This window comes from Brevibacillus parabrevis (genome assembly GCF_022701015.1).
GTDB classification, from domain to species: domain Bacteria; phylum Bacillota; class Bacilli; order Brevibacillales; family Brevibacillaceae; genus Brevibacillus; species Brevibacillus parabrevis.
Genome location: NZ_CP064090.1, coordinates 2,071,161 through 2,092,439, shown reverse-complemented (window position 1 = coordinate 2,092,439; position 21,279 = coordinate 2,071,161). Strand labels below are relative to the sequence as shown.

At 51.5% G+C, this 21,279-nt stretch carries 21 protein-coding genes and 1 pseudogene; 6 read left to right on the top strand and 16 right to left on the bottom strand.

The window, feature by feature from the left end:
• Window positions 1-85 precede the first annotated feature (85 nt).
• The 4 genes from IRJ17_RS09975 to IRJ17_RS09960 all read right to left on the bottom strand — a co-directional run bounded on the left by IRJ17_RS09975 (window position 86) and on the right by IRJ17_RS09960 (window position 3,243).
• Window positions 86-724 (bottom strand): hypothetical protein, encoded by a 639-nt coding sequence (locus tag IRJ17_RS09975; protein WP_122964532.1) that lies wholly within the window; start codon window positions 722-724, stop codon window positions 86-88.
• Between the two features lie 168 nt (window positions 725-892).
• Window positions 893-1,255: a hypothetical protein gene (locus IRJ17_RS09970; protein WP_122964745.1), complete on the bottom strand. Its 363-nt coding sequence runs from the start codon at window positions 1,253-1,255 to the stop codon at window positions 893-895.
• 154 nt (window positions 1,256-1,409) lie between these two features.
• Window positions 1,410-1,796 (bottom strand): cupredoxin domain-containing protein, encoded by a 387-nt coding sequence (locus tag IRJ17_RS09965; protein WP_063227407.1) that lies wholly within the window; start codon window positions 1,794-1,796, stop codon window positions 1,410-1,412.
• Window positions 1,797-1,914: 118 nt separating this feature from the next.
• The gene (locus IRJ17_RS09960) at window positions 1,915-3,243 is read right to left on the bottom strand and encodes a helix-turn-helix domain-containing protein (RefSeq protein WP_122964531.1); all 1,329 of its coding nucleotides are present in this window, start codon (window positions 3,241-3,243) and stop codon (window positions 1,915-1,917) included.
• 230 nt (window positions 3,244-3,473) lie between these two features.
• Between IRJ17_RS09960 and IRJ17_RS09955 the strand changes: the two genes are divergently transcribed.
• From IRJ17_RS09955 to IRJ17_RS09945, 3 genes are all read left to right on the top strand, one after another.
• Window positions 3,474-4,715: an MFS transporter gene (locus IRJ17_RS09955; protein ID WP_122964530.1), complete on the top strand. Its 1,242-nt coding sequence runs from the start codon at window positions 3,474-3,476 to the stop codon at window positions 4,713-4,715.
• 64 nt (window positions 4,716-4,779) lie between these two features.
• Entirely contained in the window at window positions 4,780-6,222 is a 1,443-nt protein-coding gene (locus tag IRJ17_RS09950) for a M20 family metallopeptidase (protein WP_217365778.1), read from the top strand.
• 130 nt (window positions 6,223-6,352) lie between these two features.
• Window positions 6,353-6,928 (top strand): hypothetical protein, encoded by a 576-nt coding sequence (locus IRJ17_RS09945; protein WP_173597509.1) that lies wholly within the window; start codon window positions 6,353-6,355, stop codon window positions 6,926-6,928.
• Between the two features lie 29 nt (window positions 6,929-6,957).
• On the opposite strand, the gene IRJ17_RS09940 is transcribed toward IRJ17_RS09945, so the two are convergent.
• From IRJ17_RS09940 to IRJ17_RS09920, 5 genes and pseudogenes are all read right to left on the bottom strand, one after another.
• Window positions 6,958-8,439 carry a DUF4153 domain-containing protein gene (locus IRJ17_RS09940; RefSeq protein WP_242774486.1) on the bottom strand — a complete coding sequence of 494 codons (1,482 nt, stop codon included), beginning with the start codon at window positions 8,437-8,439 and terminating at the stop codon, window positions 6,958-6,960.
• A 213-nt stretch (window positions 8,440-8,652) separates the two neighbouring features.
• The gene (locus IRJ17_RS09935) at window positions 8,653-9,105 is read right to left on the bottom strand and encodes a VOC family protein (protein ID WP_242774484.1); all 453 of its coding nucleotides are present in this window, start codon (window positions 9,103-9,105) and stop codon (window positions 8,653-8,655) included.
• Window positions 9,106-9,245: 140 nt separating this feature from the next.
• Window positions 9,246-9,377, bottom strand: a pseudogene (locus IRJ17_RS09930) (IS1595 family transposase); the annotation flags it as partial.
• A gap of 100 nt (window positions 9,378-9,477) precedes the next feature.
• A complete protein-coding gene (erpA, locus tag IRJ17_RS09925) occupies window positions 9,478-9,837 on the bottom strand; it encodes an iron-sulfur cluster insertion protein ErpA (RefSeq protein WP_063227403.1) in 360 nt (119 codons plus the stop codon).
• Window positions 9,838-9,982: 145 nt separating this feature from the next.
• A complete protein-coding gene (locus tag IRJ17_RS09920; RefSeq protein WP_229049968.1) occupies window positions 9,983-10,147 on the bottom strand; it encodes an aspartyl-phosphate phosphatase Spo0E family protein in 165 nt (54 codons plus the stop codon).
• Between the two features lie 377 nt (window positions 10,148-10,524).
• Here IRJ17_RS09920 and mqnE point away from each other — a divergent pair, with 377 nt between their 5' ends.
• On the top strand, window positions 10,525-11,628 hold the full coding sequence (gene mqnE, locus IRJ17_RS09915) for an aminofutalosine synthase MqnE (protein WP_173596761.1): 1,104 nt from the start codon (window positions 10,525-10,527) through the stop codon (window positions 11,626-11,628).
• A 112-nt stretch (window positions 11,629-11,740) separates the two neighbouring features.
• On the opposite strand, the gene IRJ17_RS09910 is transcribed toward mqnE, so the two are convergent.
• Window positions 11,741-12,004, bottom strand: a complete 264-nt coding sequence (locus tag IRJ17_RS09910; RefSeq protein WP_173596760.1) for a DUF1450 domain-containing protein — start codon at window positions 12,002-12,004, stop codon at window positions 11,741-11,743.
• A gap of 173 nt (window positions 12,005-12,177) precedes the next feature.
• Between IRJ17_RS09910 and IRJ17_RS09905 the strand changes: the two genes are divergently transcribed.
• The gene (locus IRJ17_RS09905) at window positions 12,178-13,245 is read left to right on the top strand and encodes an NAD(P)/FAD-dependent oxidoreductase (RefSeq protein WP_122964523.1); all 1,068 of its coding nucleotides are present in this window, start codon (window positions 12,178-12,180) and stop codon (window positions 13,243-13,245) included.
• A gap of 195 nt (window positions 13,246-13,440) precedes the next feature.
• Here the strand turns inward: IRJ17_RS09905 and IRJ17_RS09900 are convergent, their stop codons facing one another.
• Window positions 13,441-14,334: an arylamine N-acetyltransferase family protein gene (locus IRJ17_RS09900; protein ID WP_242774483.1), complete on the bottom strand. Its 894-nt coding sequence runs from the start codon at window positions 14,332-14,334 to the stop codon at window positions 13,441-13,443.
• Between the two features lie 141 nt (window positions 14,335-14,475).
• On the opposite strand from IRJ17_RS09900, the gene pdxR reads away from it, so the two are divergent.
• On the top strand, window positions 14,476-15,906 hold the full coding sequence (gene pdxR / locus IRJ17_RS09895) for a MocR-like pyridoxine biosynthesis transcription factor PdxR (RefSeq protein WP_242774481.1): 1,431 nt from the start codon (window positions 14,476-14,478) through the stop codon (window positions 15,904-15,906).
• A gap of 35 nt (window positions 15,907-15,941) precedes the next feature.
• On the opposite strand, the gene IRJ17_RS09890 is transcribed toward pdxR, so the two are convergent.
• The 5 genes from IRJ17_RS09890 to IRJ17_RS09870 all read right to left on the bottom strand — a co-directional run bounded on the left by IRJ17_RS09890 (window position 15,942) and on the right by IRJ17_RS09870 (window position 21,269).
• Window positions 15,942-16,739, bottom strand: coding sequence for a M55 family metallopeptidase (locus IRJ17_RS09890; RefSeq protein WP_173599622.1), 798 nt, complete (start codon window positions 16,737-16,739; stop codon window positions 15,942-15,944).
• Window positions 16,736-17,467 (bottom strand): gamma-glutamyl-gamma-aminobutyrate hydrolase family protein, encoded by a 732-nt coding sequence (locus IRJ17_RS09885; protein WP_122964519.1) that lies wholly within the window; start codon window positions 17,465-17,467, stop codon window positions 16,736-16,738. Before IRJ17_RS09885 ends, IRJ17_RS09890 begins: the two co-directional genes overlap by 4 nt.
• A gap of 67 nt (window positions 17,468-17,534) precedes the next feature.
• Window positions 17,535-19,193: a peptide ABC transporter substrate-binding protein gene (locus IRJ17_RS09880; RefSeq protein ID WP_122964518.1), complete on the bottom strand. Its 1,659-nt coding sequence runs from the start codon at window positions 19,191-19,193 to the stop codon at window positions 17,535-17,537.
• Window positions 19,194-19,287: 94 nt separating this feature from the next.
• Window positions 19,288-20,271 (bottom strand): ABC transporter ATP-binding protein, encoded by a 984-nt coding sequence (locus IRJ17_RS09875; protein WP_063227392.1) that lies wholly within the window; start codon window positions 20,269-20,271, stop codon window positions 19,288-19,290.
• The gene (locus IRJ17_RS09870) at window positions 20,271-21,269 is read right to left on the bottom strand and encodes an ABC transporter ATP-binding protein (protein WP_122964517.1); all 999 of its coding nucleotides are present in this window, start codon (window positions 21,267-21,269) and stop codon (window positions 20,271-20,273) included. The genes IRJ17_RS09875 and IRJ17_RS09870 overlap by 1 nt, the downstream gene beginning before the upstream one ends.
• Window positions 21,270-21,279 lie beyond the last annotated feature (10 nt).

Sequence of the window (21,279 nt, the reverse complement as noted above, 5' to 3'; positions counted from 1 at the left end):
TCATTGTCCTCGCTAAAATGTCTCGCAGCAAAAAGGCGTGTTCGAACCATTTTCCTGGTTCACACGCCTTTGCTCGTTCATCCGCTTATTTTTTCTTCTGCTCCAGCCGCTGGGCCATCGCCGTATTTTTTGCCTTCATCTGCTCCAGCATTTGCGGCAGCACTTGCTTGATTTTCGCCGCATCCCCCGATTCAATCGCGGCTTCAAACGCTTCGTGCGTCGTTTTCATCTTTTCCATCCGGGCTTTTCTGGCTTCGCGATCTTCCTTCATGCCCGGCATGCCCATGTTTTTCTCTCTCCAGTCTTTCAGCTGCTGCTCCATTTGCTCACTGGTAATCTCGCCTTTTTTCACCTGCTCATTCAGCTTGCTGACAAGCTGCCTGCGCTCCTCGCGCTTCGCCTTCCATTTCGGGTCTTCTCCCAAAGCCGCAAATTCGTTCATCAGGCGTTCCCGTTCCTTGAACACTCCTTGCCACTCGGCCACACTATCTGGCGTATATTTTTCCGCCAAAAGCAGCATGTACATTTTTTGGTGGGCGCTGCCGTGCATCCCGTGCCGAACCTTGATGTCCACCCGCTCATGATCGCCGTGGCTGTGTGCTGTTCGACTGGCTGTCGTCATCCCTGTCGTTGCGAGAGTTGTTTCCTCTGCCAGTGCAAGACCAGGCAATACCAGTCCCGCTGCGATTGCGGCTACTACCACGCTGTTTGTCCACTTTTTCATGCTGTTCTCTCCTTTTCGCTCGTTTTGCGCCTTCGCCTTGCTTGACTCATGGCGCTCGCCTCAAGGCATCACTCGTTTTTTGGCCTTGTTCGTCGTCATTGTTCCCAGCGGTTGTGGCAAGCTTGTCGGATAAATATGTAAAAATGTGTAATTTCTCAAACAGGCTGATTACAGCGGCCGGATTCCCGCTCTCTCGAAACCGAACAGCTTCACAAGCCCCATTTGCTCCAAATCTTGCTTCGTTTTTGCCGTACCGTGCTGGTAGATCAACCGATAAATTTCCCGCAAGTTGTCATCGTACTCGTCATTGTCCCGATCCGGCATGTCCGACCAGAGTGTATGCCCGTGCATCCACATCATGAAGTCGCCGTGAATACAGTTGTTGAACAGATCGCGCATCATGCCGACCTCCACGTCTGTTACCTCGATCTCAAAATCATAGGTGGAGGAGCCTTTTTCATCGCGAATTTCCGCAACCGTCGTTCCCGCTTGCATGGTGACGTAGTACGTCTTTCTTTCCAAAGCTGTCATCTCCATTCGTGAAAGCAAGCTTGAAAACTTTTCCTCCTTAATCTGTGCCAAAAGGCGGGAAAACATGTGTCATCGCCCTGTAAAGCAAAGTGGATCGGCAAAATAAAAAACACCCAAACCCGCTAATGCGAGCCAGAGTGTTTGGGTTTGGCATTTATTTGACTACCAGTTTCGCGATCATGTTGCCGTGTTCCGGTCCGCAGATCACGTTGCAGAAAATTTTGTACTCGCCAGCTTTATCCACTTTCAGTGTTTTGCTGCCGTCTTTTTGAATATCGACGTCCAAGCCCTCAATTCCGATTCCATGGAAGCCTTCCGTGGACTTGAAATTGATCGTAAACTCTTCGCCTGCTTTTACTTCATAAACATCTTGGTTGAACTTCCAGTTGCTAGCTTCGATGTTGATTCCATTGCCATCCGTCGCTGCCGCCGGAGCCTCTGTAGAATTGGTGTTTGCCGCTTGCTCCTTGCCGCCGCATGCTGTCATCAGCATCGCCGAAAAAGCAACTGCCGAAACCAACAGAGTCCACTTCTTGTTCACAATGACCCCTTCTTTCTACTTGATTCTACACTTCCATCTTACTGGAAAGTAGCCGTCCAAAATCTGGGAATCTGTGACTGAATCGTGACGAAATTGCTACCAATTATTGAACGGTCTATTATTTCGGGCCGTCCTCTTCCGCCGGCAACTCGATTTGGTACACCTTTGTCGGGCGCCCCCGCAGCTTTTCTTGCTTTTTGTACAAAATTTTGGCGACCCCTTTTTCCTCCAGGCGATTCAGGATGCGATTGGCGCTGCGCACCGTAAGTCCGAGGTGATACGCCAGCTCGTCCGCCGTCAGCTCGTTGCTTTCCGTCTTCGCGAGTACCGCTAATATTTTTTGCAACTGCAAGGTAGACAAGTCTGTCTCTTCGCTCAACCGCTGAATGTAGTCGTTGATCTGGTTGCGGTATTGCAAGCATGTTTCCTCGCCCAACGGCCCGATGACCTGGTCGCTGTCTGTTACGACGTACGTGCCAGATGTTTTGCCTGCTGTAGACATGCTGTTCGCTGATTGGGCGTTCATCCTTGCTTTGTACATGCTGTTGCCCACCCCCCAGCCGACGTGGACGGGAAACGGCAACGTCTTTTCCAAATAGGCGAGTAACAGACAGTGCGTGAGGTTGTCCGTCAGCATTTTCAAATCTTTGAATGAACTGATGATCTCAAAGCTGGCAGCCGATTTCTGGATGATGAACGGCACTTTTTTCTCGGCACTGAACTCCAAAAGTGACTTGTGCAGAAGCATTTGCCGCAGTTCCCATTCGTTGAGATTCTCCTTTTGCCCCTCGACATCCCCGATCGTGATATGCCCGATCGCAATCCGGCTCTCCGCCAGCTTGATCGCCGCCAGTTCGGCAGCCATCTGTTCAAACTGCGCTGCGGCCGATTCCGGCGAAGGAAACACATACTGATGCGGCACTCCGTGGTCCGTCAAATCTTGCACGATGTTGCTCATCCGCGTCATGGAAAAGTCGATTTTGCCTGCTTTCCACAAGCGGAGATGCTCATCCAGCACCGCCTCGTAAATCTGGTCGTTCACTTCCACCGGAGACAACGTGTACGGCATGGCGTCTGCCCCGACTACTTCTTTCAATCCGAGGTACTGATTCGCCTCAAAAATAAAGTCGATGTACACTCTGGAAAAATCGAGATCGCGTTTGCGCAGGCTGAGCTGAAACAGCTTTTTGTAAAACTCTTGCTCGCTGATCGAAAGCGTATATGTCGGAATCGGGAAGCTTCCCCATTCTTGCAGCAAATAGGCATACGCAAGCTCTGTCAGGACAAAACCGTCTACTTTTTGCTGATTTTGCCTGTAGATTGTCGGTGTTTCATGCAGACGATGATAGGGCAGCATGACCAGCTCGCAGCTGTCCTGAACCCGCATGGGGACAGATGCCAGTTCTTTTTGCGAGTGCTGGGCAAGGATAGCACCCAAACGGATCATAAAGATTCCCCCTTTACTCTTTTGTCATTATAGGAGATTTGCGCCTCTTTGAAAATATTTTGAAAAGACTTGCAATGTTCAAAACAATGCCGTAAAGTTGTTTTTAGAAATCGTCTTTATAGTGTCCAAAAATAGTTTTTAAAGGAGTGTGCTGCCTTCCGACTTGCTCGCCGATGTTTTTTTGCACCATTCGCATCCAACCATGAAAACGCTAACAAGGAGGCCTTACGATGAACACAAGCGCAGTAGCGAACAGCAAGAACAAGTACCTGGTCCTCGGACTTCTCTGTCTCGGCTGGATTATCAACTACTTTGACAAGGTTGCCATCAACGTTGCCGTGATCCCGATTTCCCAGGAATTTGGCCTGACCGAAACCCAGGTCGGACTGATTTTGAGCAGCTTTTTTCTGAGCTATGCGATCATGCAGCCGATCGGGGGCAGTCTCGCCGACAAATTCGGCTCGCGAAAAGTCATTCTCGTTTCCGTCGTCGTCTGGTCTCTTTTTACGATCCTTACAGGTACTGCCTGGTCGTTCCTCTCGCTCATCGTCATCCGCTTTCTGTTCGGAATCGGCGAGGGAAGCTATCCTTCCGCCAGCTCTGTTGCGGTAGCGGAAAGCTTTTCGCAGCATGAACGGGCCAGGGCCAAGTCCATCTTAACCTCTGCCACCACCATCGGGTCTGTACTCGCCACGCTTGTAGCCGCCAGCTTGTCCCAACACTTCGGCTGGCAAATCATGTTCGTCATCCTCGGTGTTCTCGGCTTGTTTTTAGCGCTTTTGTACGCCAAATTTTTACACCCAACCAAAGCAGCAGAAAGTATGGCAACAACGAAAAAGGATAAGCTGCCCCTCCGCTCGCTCTTGAAAATCTCCATGCTCTGGAAGCTGATGGCCATATACTTCGGCATCTCCATGGTAACGTGGGGCATGATGTCCTGGATGCCTTCCTACATGGTCAAGGTTCGCCATCTCGATATGGTAGCCATGGGGGCATTGGCTGCGATTCCAGCCGTTCTGTCTTTTGTGACGGTTCTCATCACTGGCTGGCTGTTGGACAAACGAATGGTAGGCCGCGAAAAATTATTGATTGTCATCGGTTCTTTCATCGGCATCATAGCGCTTTATCTCTTGTCGAAAGCTCCTACCGTCGCTCTGGTTGTCTTTTATCAGGCCATTGCCAATATCGGTCTCGCCGCAGCTGTTACCACTACGTTGACGATGCCGCTCAAATACATAGACGCGTCTTCTGTCGGTGCCGCTTCCGGCTTGATCTATCTCGGCGGGCAGCTCGCAGGAGTGATCGCGCCGACAGCCATGGGCTTCATGATCCAGCAGTTCAACGGCTCCTATGATGCAGCATTTTGGCTTTTGATCATCGCTGTCGCCATTCCGTTTTTTATCGGGATGACGATTCGCACAGTACCGCCAGCCACGAGCGAACCTGCCAGCTCGGTTCCCGTCGGCAACTAGCGCCAGACTGTACGCGCGGCGCAAGCCAGCATGCAAAAAAAGAATGGAACAATGAGGTGTTATTATGTCCTATCATCAACGCATTTCTGAAATCATCGAGCAAAAAAAGGAATGGTTCACGCATGTGAGCGACCGGATTTGGGAGTTTGCCGAAACACGCTTTGAAGAATTTCGCTCCGCAGAGCTTTTATGCGAGGCATTGGAAAACGAAGGCTTCACAGTAGAAAAAGGCGTGGCGGGAATCGAGACGGCTTTTGTCGGAAGCTATGGGAGCGGTGCTCCGGTGATCGCTATTTTGGGCGAGTACGACGCTCTCTCCGGGCTAAGTCAGGAACGCGGAACAGCTACCCACACCCCGATCCAGCCAGGCGGAAACGGTCACGGCTGCGGCCACAATCTGCTCGGAACAGGATCGTTGGCTGCCGCAGTCGCCATTCGCCATTATATGGAAGAAAACCAACTGGAAGGGACCGTGCGCTACTACGGTTGTCCGGCAGAAGAGGGCGGCTCCGGCAAAGCGTACATGGCTCGCGAAGGTTTGTTCGACGATGCGGACTACGCGATTTGCTGGCATCCGCAAACGTTTAACACGCTCATGTCGATCAGCAGCCTCGCCAACTATCAGGTGTACTTCAAGTTCAAAGGCAAGGCTGCTCACGCCGCGGCTGCACCGCACCTTGGCCGCAGCGCCCTCGATGCCGTCGAGCTGATGAATATCGGGGTCAACTACTTGCGCGAGCACATCATCCCGGAAGCCCGCGTGCACTATGCGATTACCAATTCGGGAGGCTTTTCGCCAAATGTCGTGCAGGCGGAAGCGGACGTGCTCTATTTGATCCGCGCTCCCCATGCGAAGCAGGTCGAAGAAATTTATCAACGGATCAGAAAGATTGCCCAGGGAGCGGCCATGATGACGGAAACGGCCGTGGACATCATTTTTGACAAAGCATGCTCCAACCTGATTCCGAACCAGACGCTGGAGCGCGTCATGTACGACAATTTCAAACAGTTGGGCACCCCTGCTTTTACCGAGGAAGAGCAGAACTTCGCCCGCCAAATTCGCGAGACGATTCCCGAGTCGGACAAAAGCAGCGATCTGAACATGATTGCCAAAGTCATGGGGGCATCCGGTAAAAAGCTGACAGAGCAGTTGGGCAGCGAGGAGCTTTCCACTGTACTCCTGCCTCTGCTTCCGCAAGCAAGACTCATGTCGGGCTCGACTGATGTGGGCGATGTCAGTTGGATCGTTCCGACTGTCCAATGCTCAACGACGTGCTTTGCGATGGGCACCCAGTTGCATTCGTGGCAAGCCGTAGCCCAAGGCGGCATGTCGATCGGCCACAAAGGAATGCTGCACGCAGGCAAAGTCATGGCCGCAACCGCCATCGACGTCCTGCTTCACCCGGAAAAAATCGCGGAGGCCAAAGCCGAGCTGCGAGAAAAGCTGGACGGCACCTCCTACGTCTGCCCAATCCCGGCCGACATCAAGCCAGCCGCTCGGCGCTAATAGGATAAACCTGCTGTATCGTATAAAAGCCCTTGCTTCGCTCTTTTTTTCAGAGCGGCAAGGGCTTTTTGGGCACAACTGGAACACTCTCCCTCTTCCCTCGTCAAATAAATACCGGGGGTGATTTTCCATGCTGTTTCGCGCCATACCATACTGGCTATTCGCTGTCGCCGTCATCGTTACCTCTTTGCTCAGCCCAAGTCCGGCAGCGGCTTGCAGTTGTGCTCCTGCTCCCGATCCGGTGACAGCGCTGGGGCAATCTGCTGCCGTCTTCAGCGGAAAAGTGCTTCGCGTCGAGGAGCCTGTGAGAATGCCTTTTTCGTCTACCCCGGCAAGAATCGGCTTCGATGTTACGTTTGAAGTGCAGACTGTCTGGAAAGGGGCCTTGCAATCACAGGTGCTCGTCGTCACGAGTGGCTTGGGCGGCGGATGCGGCATTCCTTTTCAGCCGGGAGACGAATACCTTGTCTACGCCTCGTACTGGGAGCACAGCGATCTGGAGACAAACATTTGCACCCGCACCACCCTGCTCGCCGATGCGACAGAAGACTTGCAAGCCTTGGGAACCGGAAGCGCTCCGCTCCCTCCGCCCCCTTCGTCTGCAAGCGACTGGACGCTTCCCGCTTTCGCTGGCGCAGTTGCGGTCGTCTTTTGTGTCATCGCCTTGTTCTTTTTTTATCGCCAAAAAAGCAAGCGGAGACGATAGCTGCCCCTCGTCTCCGCTTTGCTTTTTGGTTAGGGAAGGTACTGCTTCGCCCTGTACTTCGACCAGTTGAACGACTGCCAGCTCGACTCTCCGCGCAGTTCCGCCCATTTGTTTTCCAGCTCATACGTCACAGCTGCTTTCAACGATTCGTCCGCTTTCAATTCCTGCAAATACGGCACCACATCGTACGAAAGCCTGCCCAAATACTCGACGTCAATATTTCCCGTTGCCCGATAGCGCTCTAGGTTATTTTGGGCGATGATGACGTCCATGTTGATGTAGTTGATAAGCACGTAGCTCGCGAGCGTCACGAGCGCGTAATATTTGAACAACGAAAAGCTGTCTCGCCAAATTTTCCACAAGGCGATCGCAAACAGGATCAGCAGAAAAATCATGAACAGATGCGCGAGCAAACGGGTATGCGTGTAGCCATAAGCTGCTTCGTACAGCGACAGCCGATAGTACGCCGAAAAGAGCATAAAGCTGGTACAGACCGTAAGCAGCGTGAGCAACACTTGTACACAGCGATACAACAGCCGATTTTTGCGCGATACGAGATACAGCGTGGCAAGCAAGATGATGAAATTGATGACCGTCACTGTCAGCAGCTCGTTGAAGCCGTTTTTGGCATACTCGGCGTACGTCAGTCCTTCCGGGAGAGCTGCTTTCGCTCCGCTGAACAAATACGAAATCTGGATGTATGTAAAAGCAGCGTACACGGCATCAATAATCGTCAGGATCGTCACCAAAATAATCCCGTCCCAGACGATCTTTTCCTGCTCTTGCGGCTGCGGAAGCTCCACCGTGTCTGCCCGTTTGCCAAACAGGGAGTACATGTAGCCAAACACTACTAGCGTAACAAGTCCGATCACAAACAGGCGAAACATGCCTTCGACTGAATCTACATCAATCAGCATATCGGGAAATTCATTCAGAAAATGGCCAAACACGCGGTCCGCTTGTGACAACAAGGTCAGCACGACGAGCAAAATCGGCAAGGAGATCAAGAGCCCGGTCATGATTTTTTTCAACACGCCGTAGTTTCGCTGGTTCATCCGGCCTTTGACCGATCCTTTGATCATGATGAACGGCAGCCGTGTATGCTTCGGCGTATAGTAAACCAATATCTCCAATAGCTCTCCCACAAACATAATCTCATGCCATTTTGCTTTATGGCGCCCGGTGAAAAGCATCGTTTGCAGCACAAACAGCATCGGCACCAGCACGAAGTTGAACAAGTGAAAGTAGCCATTGGAAAAGAGCGCAAACGTAAGCGACAACATGCCGATCGGCACACACAGAAGCCAGATGTATTTGTTTTCCCGTGAAAAGCTCAGTCTCTGATGCAGCTTGGCTTGCCATACGAACAGCGCATACATTCCTATAAAAAACAGCGGGTACGATACGCCATAATTTTTGCCGTAAAACAGCAAATCGCCAAAACAGCCGATTCCGAAAGCCCCCAGCAGCAACCACTGGTAAGCTTTTTGTTCCTGTGACCGTTCCGCCACGTCCTTCACTCCTTGTGATTTTCCTCTTCTGAAAGGAACAGAGATCGCAGCTATGCGGCAGCTGCTTGTAGTTAGTACGCGCGGGCTTGGTCATTTGTTACAAATGCTGGAAGCAATAAATATTTTACGATAAGAAAACCGCCCCATGGAAGAGGCGGCTTATTGGGCTATCGTACCCGTTAGTAAAGTTCATGCATCACGACTAAACGTCCCTTATTTATTGCCGAGCTGTTCCGCCAAACCGATCAGCAGTCCTTCAACTCCACGAATGTAGCAGAGCCGGTACGAGTCCTTGTACTGAACCACTTCGCCAACGAGCTGAGCACCATGCTTAGTGAGTCTGGATACCATTTCGTCAATGTCTTCAACCGCGAACATGACGCGTAGATAACCGAGGGAATTTACAGGAGCAGTTCGGTGGTCTGATATAGTGGGTGGGGTGAGAAAGCGCGAAAGTTCAATTTGGCTGTGGCCATCCGGAGTAACCATCATAGCAATCTCTACACACTGCGAACCTAGCCCGGTTACGCGACCAGCCCATTCGCCTTCGACAGTAGCTCGCCCTTCGAGCCTCAAGCCAATCTCCTCGAAGAAAGCGATTGCGTCATCAAGGGATTCTACAACGATGCCAACATTGTCCATTCTTAGCAATTTGTTTTTGTCCATAGTTTTATCTCCTTATGTGTACAGATAAATCACAGTATAGTAAACTACGAAAAATTCTAATATTTTTGTAATTTAACAATTCGGAGTTACGCTATTATCTCCTGCATATTATTTTTAATCATTAAACGAAACTGCCCGTCACATGCTTGGTCAATGCCAATACCACGACATTTGGCTTTGCCGCCGCCTTTGCGTGGCTTACGATCGGCAATGTTCCGTTTGCCCTTTTCGGAGAACAAGAAATACGTTTCGTCCATTTCCACGGTTCCTTGTACGGCGTTTTAACATAGCCACAAATAAAAAACCCCCTTCGGTTCGTGCATTCGATCCACACGAACCAAAGAGGTTTTTCCCATACAGTCTAGCCCTATTTTAATCGTCACATTTTTCCTCTTTGCCTTTTGCCAGCGCGGTCTTGAAGGACGACCCACAGCCGCAAGAAGCGATGGCATTCGGATTTTCGATGGAAAAGCCGCCGCCCATCATCGATTCCTTGTAATCAATCTCGGTACCTTTAATGTATAGATAGCTGTCCTTGTCGACAACAATCTTCACGCCGTGTTGTTCGAAGGTTTCGTCGCCTTCCTTCATTTCCTGATCCCAGCCCATCCCATACGTAAAGCCGCTGCAACCGCCAGGTCGAACACCTACCCGCAAAAACATCCCGGGCTTGTTTTCTGCTGCCAACATCTCTTTTACTTTCAAGCTGGCTTTTTCTGTCAATGTAATCATGCTTGACTCCCTCCTTTGCAGGCTAACTTTACCCTTTCTATATGTTCAGTATACAAAAGATGCAACCCTTCTCACAAGGTTCCCCTGCACTTCGGGCGCTCATACTGCTGGAAAAAGGCAAACAAAAAAGAAGGGCTCCCCCTCCTTATGCAAAAAAAGCATTGTTCTCGGTTAAATAAAAACGATACGTCTTCTTTCGGCCTACCTTAGACAGATTATGATCTATCTGGTTCAGTTCGTTGTGTAGTTGATCAATTTGCATACTGTATTCTAGGACTTCTGGATGATCCAACCCAACCTCTAACCCCATAATTACCATACGCTGTCGAAGGAGTTCGATTTTTTCGAGCAAAACGTCCCGCATTATGAAGCTCCTCCTAATAGTAGATCAGGCTTTCTTACTATATTTTACAAGAACGGCCATCATTTCGCAAACAAAATTTCCCACATTCCCCCAAAAATGCAACAAAAATATGGCGATAAATGTTAGAATTTTACAGCAAACAGTTGGAGAACTTATCTTATTGTTCGTACATACTAACAGGTTTATAATATAGATGCCTTGTTGCCCGAGATTTTCCCTTTTTATTGAGCTTTCTCCACCCCCAAGGAACGTTTCTGATTGGGCATGGCCTGGACGAACAGCTCTTATCCCTTACCACTCGACCTAGAAAGGAAGTGTTTGGAATGGCGCTTGAAACCATTGCCATCCAAGACAAATCGCTCGCCGGAATCGCGGAAAAAGTCATGCACGGCGAACGCCTCACTTTGGAAGACGGCGTTACTCTCTTTAACTCCAACGATCTTTTGACGATCGGACAATTGGCAAATGTCGTCAATTACCGCAAAAACGAAGATAAAGTCTACTTTTTGCAAAACATGTACATCAATCCGACAAACGTTTGCGAAGCTCACTGTAGATTTTGCGGATTCCGTCGTGATGAAGGCGACGAGGGCGCATACACAATGAGCAAAGAAGAATTGCTTCATTATGTTGAAACCCGCTTTCATCCAGGGATTCGTGAATTTCACATCGTGGGCGGCCACAATCAGCACAAGCCGTTTGAATACTATCTCGACAACGTGCGCATCCTGAAGCAAGCTTACCCGGATGTCACCATGAAAGCCTACACAGGTGCAGAGATCGAGTTTTTCTCCCGCATCTCCGGTCTGTCCATTCGCGAAGTTTTGCTCGAACTGAAAAAAGCAGGTCTGGAAACGCTGACTGGCGGCGGCGCCGAAATTTTGACAGAGCGCTACCGGATGAAAATGAGCCCGGAAAAAGCGAGCACAGACATGTACCTGCAAGTTCACCGCACCGCTCATGAGCTTGGCTTCCGGACACATACAACCATGCTGTACGGCTCCATCGAAACTTTGGAAGAGCGCGTCATTCACATGCTGCGCCTCCGCGAGCTGCAAGACGATACAAACGGCTTCATGGTATTCATCCCGCTCGCTGTTCAGCCGATCAAGGCAACTGCCGGCATCAAACGCCGCAACTCTGCCATCGACGACCTGAAAACAATGGCAATCAGCCGCCTCATGCTGGACAATTTCCAGCACATCAAAGCTTACTTCATTAATATCGGTACACAGCTGACGCAACTGTCGCTGACTATGGGGATTTCCGATGCGCACGGCACTTTGATTGAAGAGCGCATCAGCCACTCGGCCGGAGCACTCACCCAGCAAGCCTTGACGGTTGACGAGCTTGTCTGGCTGATCAAAGGCGCTGGCAAACGCGCCCTGGAACGCGATACGTTCTACAACGTCATCAAAGAACACTAAAAACGGCAAGAAGCTGATGCCCGACCGTCGCGTCGTGGGACATCAGCTTCTTTTTTATTTCCGTACACACGCGTTTTTTCGCGGGCTTCAATGAACATCCTAAGAAAACAGCTTATAGAGGAAAGTCTGCATTCAGCAGCTCTTCTTCCTCCCGCAAGTAGTTCTTGATTTTTACAAGCAATTCATCGGCCGACGGAGCTTGCAAAAGCGTTCCGTTTACCAGGGCAAACGGCTCCATGTAGCACTCTCCGCAATAGCCGAGACAGCCGTATTCAAGAACATCGACGTCCAGCTCGGGGTCGTTTTCCAGAGCGTCCACGACAGGCTGTGTGTAGGAAGATACGTTGCTCGCGCAAAATTCTACCAAAGGTTTCATCTATCTTCACCTACCGATTATTCCAACATCGTCACGTACTTTATTGTACCGCGACTTTTGCAAAAATCCAGCGGAGAAAACGGGAAAAAGATTCTGCTTGCATTTTTACGGAAAGAGACTAAAAATAGAATGGGTGCTGTAAAAAACGGACAGAAGAAAGGACTAGACCTTCTATGAAACGACTTGTGATCCTTGGTGGAGGATACGGGGGTCTTCGTATTATCGAGCGAGTCCTGTCCCCTGATTTACCAGACGACGTGTTTATTACCCTCGTAGACCGTATGCCGTTTCACGGCTTGAAAACGGAGTACTACGCTCTGGCAGCAGGTACTACGCCAGAATCTCACTTGCGAGTTAATTTTCCAAACGATCCGCGCCTGACTGTCAAATACGGCGAAGTCAGCGAAGTGGATTTGGACGAGCAGGTCGTCAATTTTGCAAACGGGGACGCCCTCTCGTACGATTGGCTCGTCATCGGATTGGGCTGTGAGGATCGCTACCATGACATACCTGGTGCAGAGCAGTTTACTTGCTCGATCCAATCCATGGGAGCTACCCGCAACACATACATGGCAATCAATAATGTGAATCCATATGGTACGGTTACCGTTGTGGGTGGTGGACTTTCCGGTGTGGAAATGGCAGCAGAACTGCGCGAAAGCCGTCCCGACCTGAACGTGCGCATCATCGACCGCGGCCCAAGCATTTTGAGCCCATTCCCGAAAAAATTGCAGGAATACGCTTCCCAATGGTTTATCGAGCATGAGGTTCAGCTTGTCTCCATGGCTTGTGTAACAGGAATCGAACCGGGAGTGGTGTACAACCACAACCAGCCGGTTCAAAGCGATGTCATCGTGTGGACAGCCGGTATTCAGGCCAATCGCATCATTCGCTCCCTGCCGATTGAGACAGACAACATCGGACGCGCCAAGTTAAATCAGTATCACCAGATTCCTACCCATACAAACGTTTACGTCGTAGGCGACTGTGCGAGCACGATCATTGCGCCGAGCGCCCAGACAGCCGAGATTCAAGGTGACCAAATCGCCATGATGCTGAAAAAAGACATTAAGGGCGAAGAATACCCTGCCTCGCTGCCAGCGCTCAAGCACAAGGGCTTCCTCGGCTCCCTCGGCAAAAAAGAGGGCTTTGCCAGCATGGGGAAAATGTCTCTGGTCGGCCAGATGGCACGCGTCATCAAAAGCGGTCAGCTCTGGATGTACAAAAAACATATGGGATAACATGCAAGCCTGTTGGCCAGTTGGTCAAACAGGTTTTCTTTTTGTGTCATGCATGCTGAAAAGGCGTGAATGTTCAAATGAATGAACGTATCCAAACGATGTGCCGCCTGATTGGTCAAGAAACATTGATTACGATGGGGTGTGGGGCTATGATCGAGGATAGGCAGGGGATTTCGGATGCCGTATTCGTGTTGCTTACATAGTCGTCTCCGTCCGCCCAGCCTCTCGCTCCTGCGCCCTTTTCCACTCTTCATGCTTCGCGCACACTTTTTGCCAAATCGCGTCCCGTTCCAGACTGTTGTAACGAACGAGATGCTCGCCAAACATGTCTCCCAGCAATTCGAGCCACATGGCTTTCGATTCGATCTCCATCTTGCGGATGCCGTCTTTGTCATGCTTTCGCCAGATGCACCCCCGCAGCTCGTTGGACGCCTGCTCGCTCCGGTTTCGGATGAGAAACAGATTGATCCACGGAGAATCAGCGGAATGACAGTAATGCTCGTGATTGGGCTGGAATACACGAATGTCCTCGACAACTTCGGGAGCAAAGTCTACTCCGGCAAAATTGGCCTCGGGGTCGTGATCCAGACGCCATCCCCCAGCCGCAACACTCGACGGCAGGAGCTTGTGGGTGTACGGAGTTTGCTCATAGACGCCAAAGCGCATCGGCAACGGTTCCACAGGCATGTCTCCGAGGCCGACATCGACCAGCCAGTTTTCCTCTTCTCCCGCATCATTTGTGAGTTGGACGGTCAAACCGAGGTGGAACGAGTTGACCCGCGGCGATTCTCCCAGCGGCTGAACACCTGCCCGATGCATGGAAACTTTATATCCCAACGAACGAAGCAACGCAGCAAACGCCCCGTTTAGATGAAAGCAATAACCGCTCCGGCCTGCTATCACCATCTGGACGGTTTCACGCGGCTCGATAGTGGTTGGCTTTCCCGCAAAAATATCGAGCGTCTGCCAGGGCAGCTTGTGTACATGCGCTTTTTGCAGTTCAAACAAGTACGATTTGGTCGGAGCTGAAATATCCGCTATGCCCAGACGTTTTACATACGCTTTTTGTTCTTCTCTCGTCAATATCATCGGTCATCCTCCGCTCCAGCTTTCTTCCTCCCTTTTTTGTTGAAGGGAATCCTCCCTCAATTTATACTAGAACTGCCCCTGCAAAAAGAGACAGTTTCGAAGTATTTTTTAAAGACAGATGCGAAAGGAGCTTGTCGTCAGATGCTTTCTCTTTCCATCAACAGTCACGCTCCCGAGCCACAGTACATACAGGTGTACACGCAAATACGCGACCAGATTAAAAACGGCGATTTGCCGTACGGCTCCCGCTTGCCTTCGATCCGATCGCTTCAGCAGCATATGCACATCAGTAAAACGACGGTCGAAACCGCCTACCAGATGCTGGTGACAGAAGGCTATGTGATCAGCAGGCCCCGCTCCGGTCTGTATGTAGCCAGTCCGTTCCAGTTAGAGCCGCCCCAGACACAAACGAGACAGATGGTTGACCAAAAAGACCTGTCATCGCTGCCTTTCGCGCCCGGAGTTGCTTCCGCCCTGATCGATTTTCGCCCTTCAGCCATTCATGAACAGACCTTCCCTTTTCGCCTTTGGCGAAAGATGCTGCACCATGCGCTGGATCATGCCCAACACAAAATTTGCAGTTATGGCGATCCACAGGGCGAGCTTTCGTTTCGTACCGTTCTCGCGTCCTATTTGCGCCATTCAAGAGGGGTTCGCTGCATCCCTGAACAAATTGTCGTAAGCTCCGGGATTCAATACAGCATCGCCATTTTGATCAAGCTCCTGCAAGGTGTGAATCATATCGCGTTTGAGGAGCCTGGCTATGCCCCTGTTCGCGACCATTTTTTGCAAAGCGGCTATCGGGTCACACCGATCGGCGTCGATGAAAAAGGGATCTCTCTGGACGAAGTCGCTCGCTCCCAGGCACAAGTCGTCTATATTACCCCTTCTCATCAATTTCCCACGGGGAGCATCATCCCGTACCCGGAGCGGGAACGTTTGCTGCAATGGGCGCGCACCAGCGAAGCCTTCATCATCGAGGATGACTACGACGGCGAATTTCGCTATGTCGGCAAGCCGATTCCTTCCCTGCAAGGGCTGGATCACGCCGGAAGGGTCGTCTATCTGGGCACTTTTTCCAAAGTATTCTCTCCTGCGCTTCGCATGAGCTACATGGTGCTGCCCGCTGAGCTTGCCCGCAAACTTCCAAGCATTCAATATTTGTATCAGGGGCCTTCAAGGATCGATCAATGGGCCATGCAAGCTTTCATGGAACAAGGCCACTGGTACCGTCATATTCGCCGGATCAGGCGTACATATGCAAAAGCGCATCATCGGTTCATCGAGCTGCTTCACGCTCATTTGGGCGAGCTCGTCACCATTTCCGGCCACAATGCAGGTCTGCATGTCCAGTTGACGGTGAAAACGCGCGAGCCAGCTTCGTCTCTGGTAAAACGGGCAGCGGAAAACGGTGTGCAGGTGTACGATGTCAGCGAGCTGTGGATGACTCCGCCTGCGTCAGAGTATCCGCGTATTTATATGGGTTTTGCCGGGATGGATGAGAGCAAAATGGAGGAGGGCATCAAACGGTTGAGCCAGGCGTGGAAAGGAATCAGCGAGCTGTCCCGCTAGGCGCAAAGCCTCCGGAACAGCTCGTTTTCAACGTTTTACAAAACAAAAAACAAAAAGCGCAACACTTCCATGTAGTCGTCCGCCGCAAATTCGACGGTCTTGGCGCCCGTCTGCTTGGCTCCTGGATAGAAAGAGCCGCGATAAGCCAAATAATGCTCGCGGAAAGCGATCTCGACATGAAACGTTTCCGGCAGTTGCACCTTGTATTTGGACAAGTCATCGGCAACTACAGCTTGAACCTGTTCCTTGATTTGTCGCAGAGCGACATTCGGATGAATCGAGATAGCCGCGTTGCCGATGCCTTCATTGACGGGAACCGTCTTGATGTGCGGGTTGATCGTCTGCGCTTCTTCGCAAATCATTTTGTCTCCGGTGACCAGCAACGCAGGCACACCCATGGAAGCGGCGATGTAGACGTTGATCAGCAGCTCGCTGGCGATTTCTCCGTTGATTTTGACATACTCGTTTTGCATGTTCATGGTATGCGCCAGCGGGTTGCCGTTCGCCCCCGCCGCCGCGTGGTAGCCGATAAACAAAACGCCATCATAGCTCTCATCTAGCCCTGCCATCATCGAATACGGATCGCGCGTCCAGCCCCGCAAAATTTTCACCTGCTCAGGCAGTTTGGACGGATCGAGGTTGCGCGCCGTGCTGTGCGCGTCTTTTACGAGAATGTCCGTTGCCCCCGCCGCAATCGCCGCTTCACAGGCTGCATTCACTTCTTTCGTCATCTGTTCGGTAAAGTATTTGGAAAACGAGCTTTCGATGTCGGCTTCCGTCCAGTTGACGATGCCTGCTACTCCTTCCAAATCCGCGCTGATAAACAGTTTCATGCCGATACCTCCTTTTGTTTGTGGACAAGCGATGCTTGAATAAACGCAGAAAACAGCTTCAGAAACATCGGGTGTCGTTTGGTCATGCATTCCGGGTGCCATTGAACCCCCAGCAAAAACCGCTCTTCCGTGCTTTCGAGCGCCTCCACGATCCCATCCTCGGAAAATGCCGTCGCGATCAGGTTTTTTCCCAGTTGTTTGACCGATTGGTGATGGAAAGAATTGGTGAAAATTCGCTCTTCTCCAAAGATATCATACAGTTGCGTATGTTTGCTGATTTGAATGGAATGGTACAGTTCATCGGAAGCTGTTTGCGTCGGCGAGTGCCCCAAAGCGCCGGGAATTTGGCTGTAGATGTCCTGATAGAGACTGCCTCCCAGCGCGACATTGATCAGTTGGATGCCCCGGCAAATCCCGAAAATCGGCACGTTTTTCTCATACGCTTTGCGAAAAAGCGAGAGTTCGTATTCGTCGCGGATCGAGGACATCGAGTGCAGCTCTTTCAGCGGATTTTCGCCAAAATAGTACGGCGCGATATCGTTGCCGCCCGTGAACAAAATGCCGTCTACCAAGTCTATGTACTCGCTATAATCTGTCTTGTCCTCTACGATCGGAATCGTGATCGGCACGCCTCCCGCAGCGTAAATCGAGTCGACGTAGTTTCGGCTTACCGTACTGTACTTCGACTGTTCGGACAAAAATGTGGTCAAACCGATAATCGGCTTCATCTTCATGGCTCCCTCGTGAGGCAGGGCCGACAAGCTTCCACTTACCGGCCCTTTCCCCGTTGAAATGTTATTCTACATGCGCATATTCAAAAATGGTGTGACCGATGTAGTTTTTCAGCACGCCTTTGACATTCGGCTTCGCCAGGAACTGATCTTCAAAGAAGCGAATCGGCATCAGCGGCATTTCGTCGGCCAAGATTTTTTCCGCCTTCGCGAAGTTTTCCATCCGTTTTGCCTGATCGGAGATTTTGCGGTTTTCTTCCAGCAAACGGTCGTATTCGGCGCTGTTCCATCTCAGGTCGTCGGCTGTATTCACGCCTTCAAAGATGTCGAGGTTCGTCATCGGGTCCGGGTAGTCTCCTGTCCAACCGTCAGAAGCGATGTGGAAATTGCCGTTTTCAATCTCGTCCCAATACACTTTCGATTCAAACGTCTGGATGTTGACATCTACTCCCAAATTTTGCTTCCACATGCTTTGCAGCGCTTGGGCGATGTCTTTGTCCGACTGGCTCGCCATGACGATCATCGTAATTTCCGGGATGCCTTGCCCGTTCGGATACCCTGCTTCGGCGAGCAGTTTTTTCGCCTCGTCGACGTTTTCGCTGAATACGTTGCCGACGACATCGCGGTATTCCTTGTCTTTTTGCACCCCATCCGGGATTCCGTACGGCACCATGCCGAAAGCAGGCTTCTCTACAGACTGCACGATATTTTTGATGATCTGGTCGCGATTGATCGAGATGCTGAATGCTTTGCGGACTTTCGCGTCATCAAACGGCTTTTTGGATGCGTTGAAATCAAAATATTGCATGCCGATCCGGGGAACAGAGAAAAAATCAGGCGTGCTTTGATACTGCTTCATGCCTTCCGGGCTGATGTTGTCGGACACTTGAATCTCGCCGTTCGTATAGGCGGCAAGCTCTGCTTCGGTGGACTCGATGAACACGATTTCCAGCGTATCCAGCTTCACTTTATCCGCTTCGAGGTAGTTCGGATTTTTCTTCAGGACGTATTTTTCTTTCGGGCGAAGCTCTGTCAGCATGAACGGTCCTGTCGTCAAATACGTCTCGGGCGATTTGGTCCAGCCTTCTTTTTCCACTACGTCCTGACGCACCGGGTAGTAGGCGGTAACGCACAACAGCTCCAGGAAGTACGGAGTCGGATTTTCCAGCGTTACTTCCAGCGTGCTTTCATCGACGGCCTTGACGCCGACATCTTCTGCTTTCGCTTGCTTTTCGTTGTACGCCTTGCCGTTTTTGATGTAGTACAAGTAAAAAGCCGCGCCGGAAGCGACGTCCGGATTGAGCACACGCTTCCAGGAATACTCGAAGTCTTGGGCGGTTACGGGCTTTCCGTCAGACCATTTGGCATTTTTGTCGATTTTAAAAGTGTACTTGGTGCCTGTCGCATCCAGCTCATACCCTTCGGCAAGCGACGGCACGGGCTTTTTCCCGGATTCATCGATTTTATAAAGACCGCGGAACAAGTTTTGCAACACGATGGACGAGCGCGCGTACACGTTCAGCGTCGGGTCCATCTCCTCCGGCTCTTTGCTCAACGCATAAATGATTTTTTGCTCGGCAGCAGGCTTCTCGCCCTCCGCTTTCGGCGCCGTCTGCTGTCCTTGATTCTCTCCCTGCGGTGCCGTGCCTGAGCTGCTACATCCGGCTGTGACTGATGTGATCGCAAGTAGCGCCGCCAAAACGATGCCCAACCTCTTTTTCATACTCGTCCCCCCATTTTTTGCATTTATATGAGCCGTCCGAAAACACGGCATTCATATCTCGCTGGTGAAAAGCGAAAAGATGGCGAAAAGACTGTCAATCGAGCAAATGGCAAGCAACGAGGTGGCCGTTGCCGCTGTCTTTTAAAGCAGGCTTCTCTTCTGCGCAGCGGTGCAGCGCATGTGGGCAACGTGTCCGAAACGCACAGCCGCTCGGTGGATTCAACGGGCTGGGCACATCACCCTGGAGGTGGATGCGCTCGCTCCCTTCTGCCGTGTCCGGGTCGGCAATCGGTACCGCAGACAACAACGCCCGCGTGTACGGATGCTGCATGTTCGTGTACAAATCGTGCACGCTCGCGTATTCGACCAGGCTCCCCAGGTACATGACGCCGACTTTGTGGGAAATATGCCGAACCATCGACAAGTCGTGGGAGACGAACAAGTACGTCAGCCCGAATCGTTCCTGCAACTCTTCCAGCATGTTGACGACCTGCGCCTGAATCGAGACGTCCAGGGCAGAGATTGGCTCGTCGCAAATAATGAACTCCGGCTCGACAGCCAGGGCGCGAGCGATCCCGATCCGCTGACGCTGGCCCCCGGAAAATTCATGCGGATACCGATTGAGGTGATCCGCTTTCAATCCGACCAGCTCGATCAGCTCCTTGACCCGATCCACTCGGTCCTTTCCGCGATAAATGTTATGTACCGCCAGCGGATCTCCGATAATCTGCGCGATCGTCATGCGCGGGTCGAGCGAAGCGTACGGGTCTTGGAAAATCATTTGCATTTTTTTGCGGTAGGGCAACATTTCTTTGTGCGTGAGCCGGGTGATTGGCTGGCCGTCGAAAATGATCTCGCCAGCAGTTGGCTCGTACAGCTTCAACAGTGTTCTGCCGATCGTCGATTTGCCGCACCCGGATTCTCCGACCAGTCCGAATGTCTCCCCTCTGAAAATCGTAAAGCTGACGTCGTCTACTGCCTTGAGCAGCGTAGAGCTGCGGCCGAGGAAGCTCTTTTGCACCTCGAAATGCTTTTTCAAATTCCGCACTTCTACCAGCGCCGAAGCGGGCTTTGCCATTAGCCGATCACCTCCCGCATATGGTTGGCCGCTTTTGGATGCATCAGCCAACAGGCGGCCTGGTGGGTTTCAGACAGCGCGACGGACTGCGGCGGCTGCTTTTCGCAAACTTTCATTGCGTACGGACAGCGCGACGTGAAGGCACATCCGGCAGGCGGGCGGAGCAAATCGGGCGGGCTGCCCGGGATGGAGATGAGCTTTTTCTTTTCCCCTTCCGTAAACTGCGGGATGGAACGCAACAGCCCCCACGTATACGGATGGCGCGGTTTGTAAAAAATTTCGCGAGTCGTTCCTTGCTCAACAATCGTGCCGCCGTACATGACGATGATCCGGTTGCACATGTTGGCAATTACACCGAGATCGTGCGTAATCATCACAATCGAGACGTTCAGCTTGTCTTTCAAGTCGCGCATCAGATCGAGGATTTGCGCCTGAATCGTCACATCGAGCGCGGTCGTCGGCTCGTCGGCAATCAGCAGCTTGGGCGAACAGGACAGGGCGATGGCAATCATGACGCGCTGCCGCATGCCGCCGGAAAATTCGTGCGGATACTGCTTCAATCGCTTTTCGGGACTGGGGATTTCCACCATGCGCAAAATCTCGATCGCTCTTTGCCGCGCTGCTTCCTTCGACAGCTTTTGGTGAATGCGCAGCGGCTCGATGATTTGCTCGCCGACGGTAAACAGCGGATTCAGCGACGTCATCGGGTCTTGAAAAATCATGCCAATGTCGCGCCCGAGCATTTTGCGCATCGCTTTTTGACTCGTATTGACCATCTGCGCGCCGTCAAACAAGATGTTGTCCGCTGTCAATGTGGCGTTGTCCGGCAGCAGCTTCAAAAGGGAGAGCATCGACACGCTTTTGCCCGAACCGGATTCTCCCACGATGCCGATGGACTCGCCTTTTTCGACGTGAAAGGAAATCCCGCGGACGGCTTGCACCTGTCCTGCGTCGATGTGAAATGTCGTTTTCAAGTTCTCTACCTGGAGCAATTTCACGTTATCACCC

Bases quoted from the DNA above. Each gene is read 5' to 3' on its own strand.
- IRJ17_RS09975 (WP_122964532.1), bottom strand. From the start codon at position 724: ATGAAAAAGTGGACAAACAGCGTGGTAGTAGCCGCAATCGCAGCGGGA.
- IRJ17_RS09970 (WP_122964745.1), bottom strand. From the start codon at position 1,255: ATGACAGCTTTGGAAAGAAAGACGTACTACGTCACCATGCAAGCGGGA.
- IRJ17_RS09960 (WP_122964531.1), bottom strand. From the start codon at position 3,243: ATGATCCGTTTGGGTGCTATCCTTGCCCAGCACTCGCAAAAAGAACTG.
- IRJ17_RS09955 (WP_122964530.1), top strand. From the start codon at position 3,474: ATGAACACAAGCGCAGTAGCGAACAGCAAGAACAAGTACCTGGTCCTC.
- IRJ17_RS09950 (WP_217365778.1), top strand. From the start codon at position 4,780: ATGTCCTATCATCAACGCATTTCTGAAATCATCGAGCAAAAAAAGGAA.
- IRJ17_RS09945 (WP_173597509.1), top strand. From the start codon at position 6,353: ATGCTGTTTCGCGCCATACCATACTGGCTATTCGCTGTCGCCGTCATC.
- IRJ17_RS09935 (WP_242774484.1), bottom strand. From the start codon at position 9,105: ATGGACAAAAACAAATTGCTAAGAATGGACAATGTTGGCATCGTTGTA.
- erpA (WP_063227403.1), bottom strand. From the start codon at position 9,837: ATGATTACATTGACAGAAAAAGCCAGCTTGAAAGTAAAAGAGATGTTG.
- IRJ17_RS09920 (WP_229049968.1), bottom strand. From the start codon at position 10,147: ATGGGGTTAGAGGTTGGGTTGGATCATCCAGAAGTCCTAGAATACAGT.
- mqnE (WP_173596761.1), top strand. From the start codon at position 10,525: ATGGCGCTTGAAACCATTGCCATCCAAGACAAATCGCTCGCCGGAATC.
- IRJ17_RS09910 (WP_173596760.1), bottom strand. From the start codon at position 12,004: ATGAAACCTTTGGTAGAATTTTGCGCGAGCAACGTATCTTCCTACACA.
- IRJ17_RS09905 (WP_122964523.1), top strand. From the start codon at position 12,178: ATGAAACGACTTGTGATCCTTGGTGGAGGATACGGGGGTCTTCGTATT.
- IRJ17_RS09900 (WP_242774483.1), bottom strand. From the start codon at position 14,334: ATGATATTGACGAGAGAAGAACAAAAAGCGTATGTAAAACGTCTGGGC.
- pdxR (WP_242774481.1), top strand. From the start codon at position 14,476: ATGCTTTCTCTTTCCATCAACAGTCACGCTCCCGAGCCACAGTACATA.
- IRJ17_RS09890 (WP_173599622.1), bottom strand. From the start codon at position 16,739: ATGAAACTGTTTATCAGCGCGGATTTGGAAGGAGTAGCAGGCATCGTC.
- IRJ17_RS09885 (WP_122964519.1), bottom strand. From the start codon at position 17,467: ATGAAGCCGATTATCGGTTTGACCACATTTTTGTCCGAACAGTCGAAG.
- IRJ17_RS09880 (WP_122964518.1), bottom strand. From the start codon at position 19,193: ATGAAAAAGAGGTTGGGCATCGTTTTGGCGGCGCTACTTGCGATCACA.
- IRJ17_RS09875 (WP_063227392.1), bottom strand. From the start codon at position 20,271: ATGGCAAAGCCCGCTTCGGCGCTGGTAGAAGTGCGGAATTTGAAAAAG.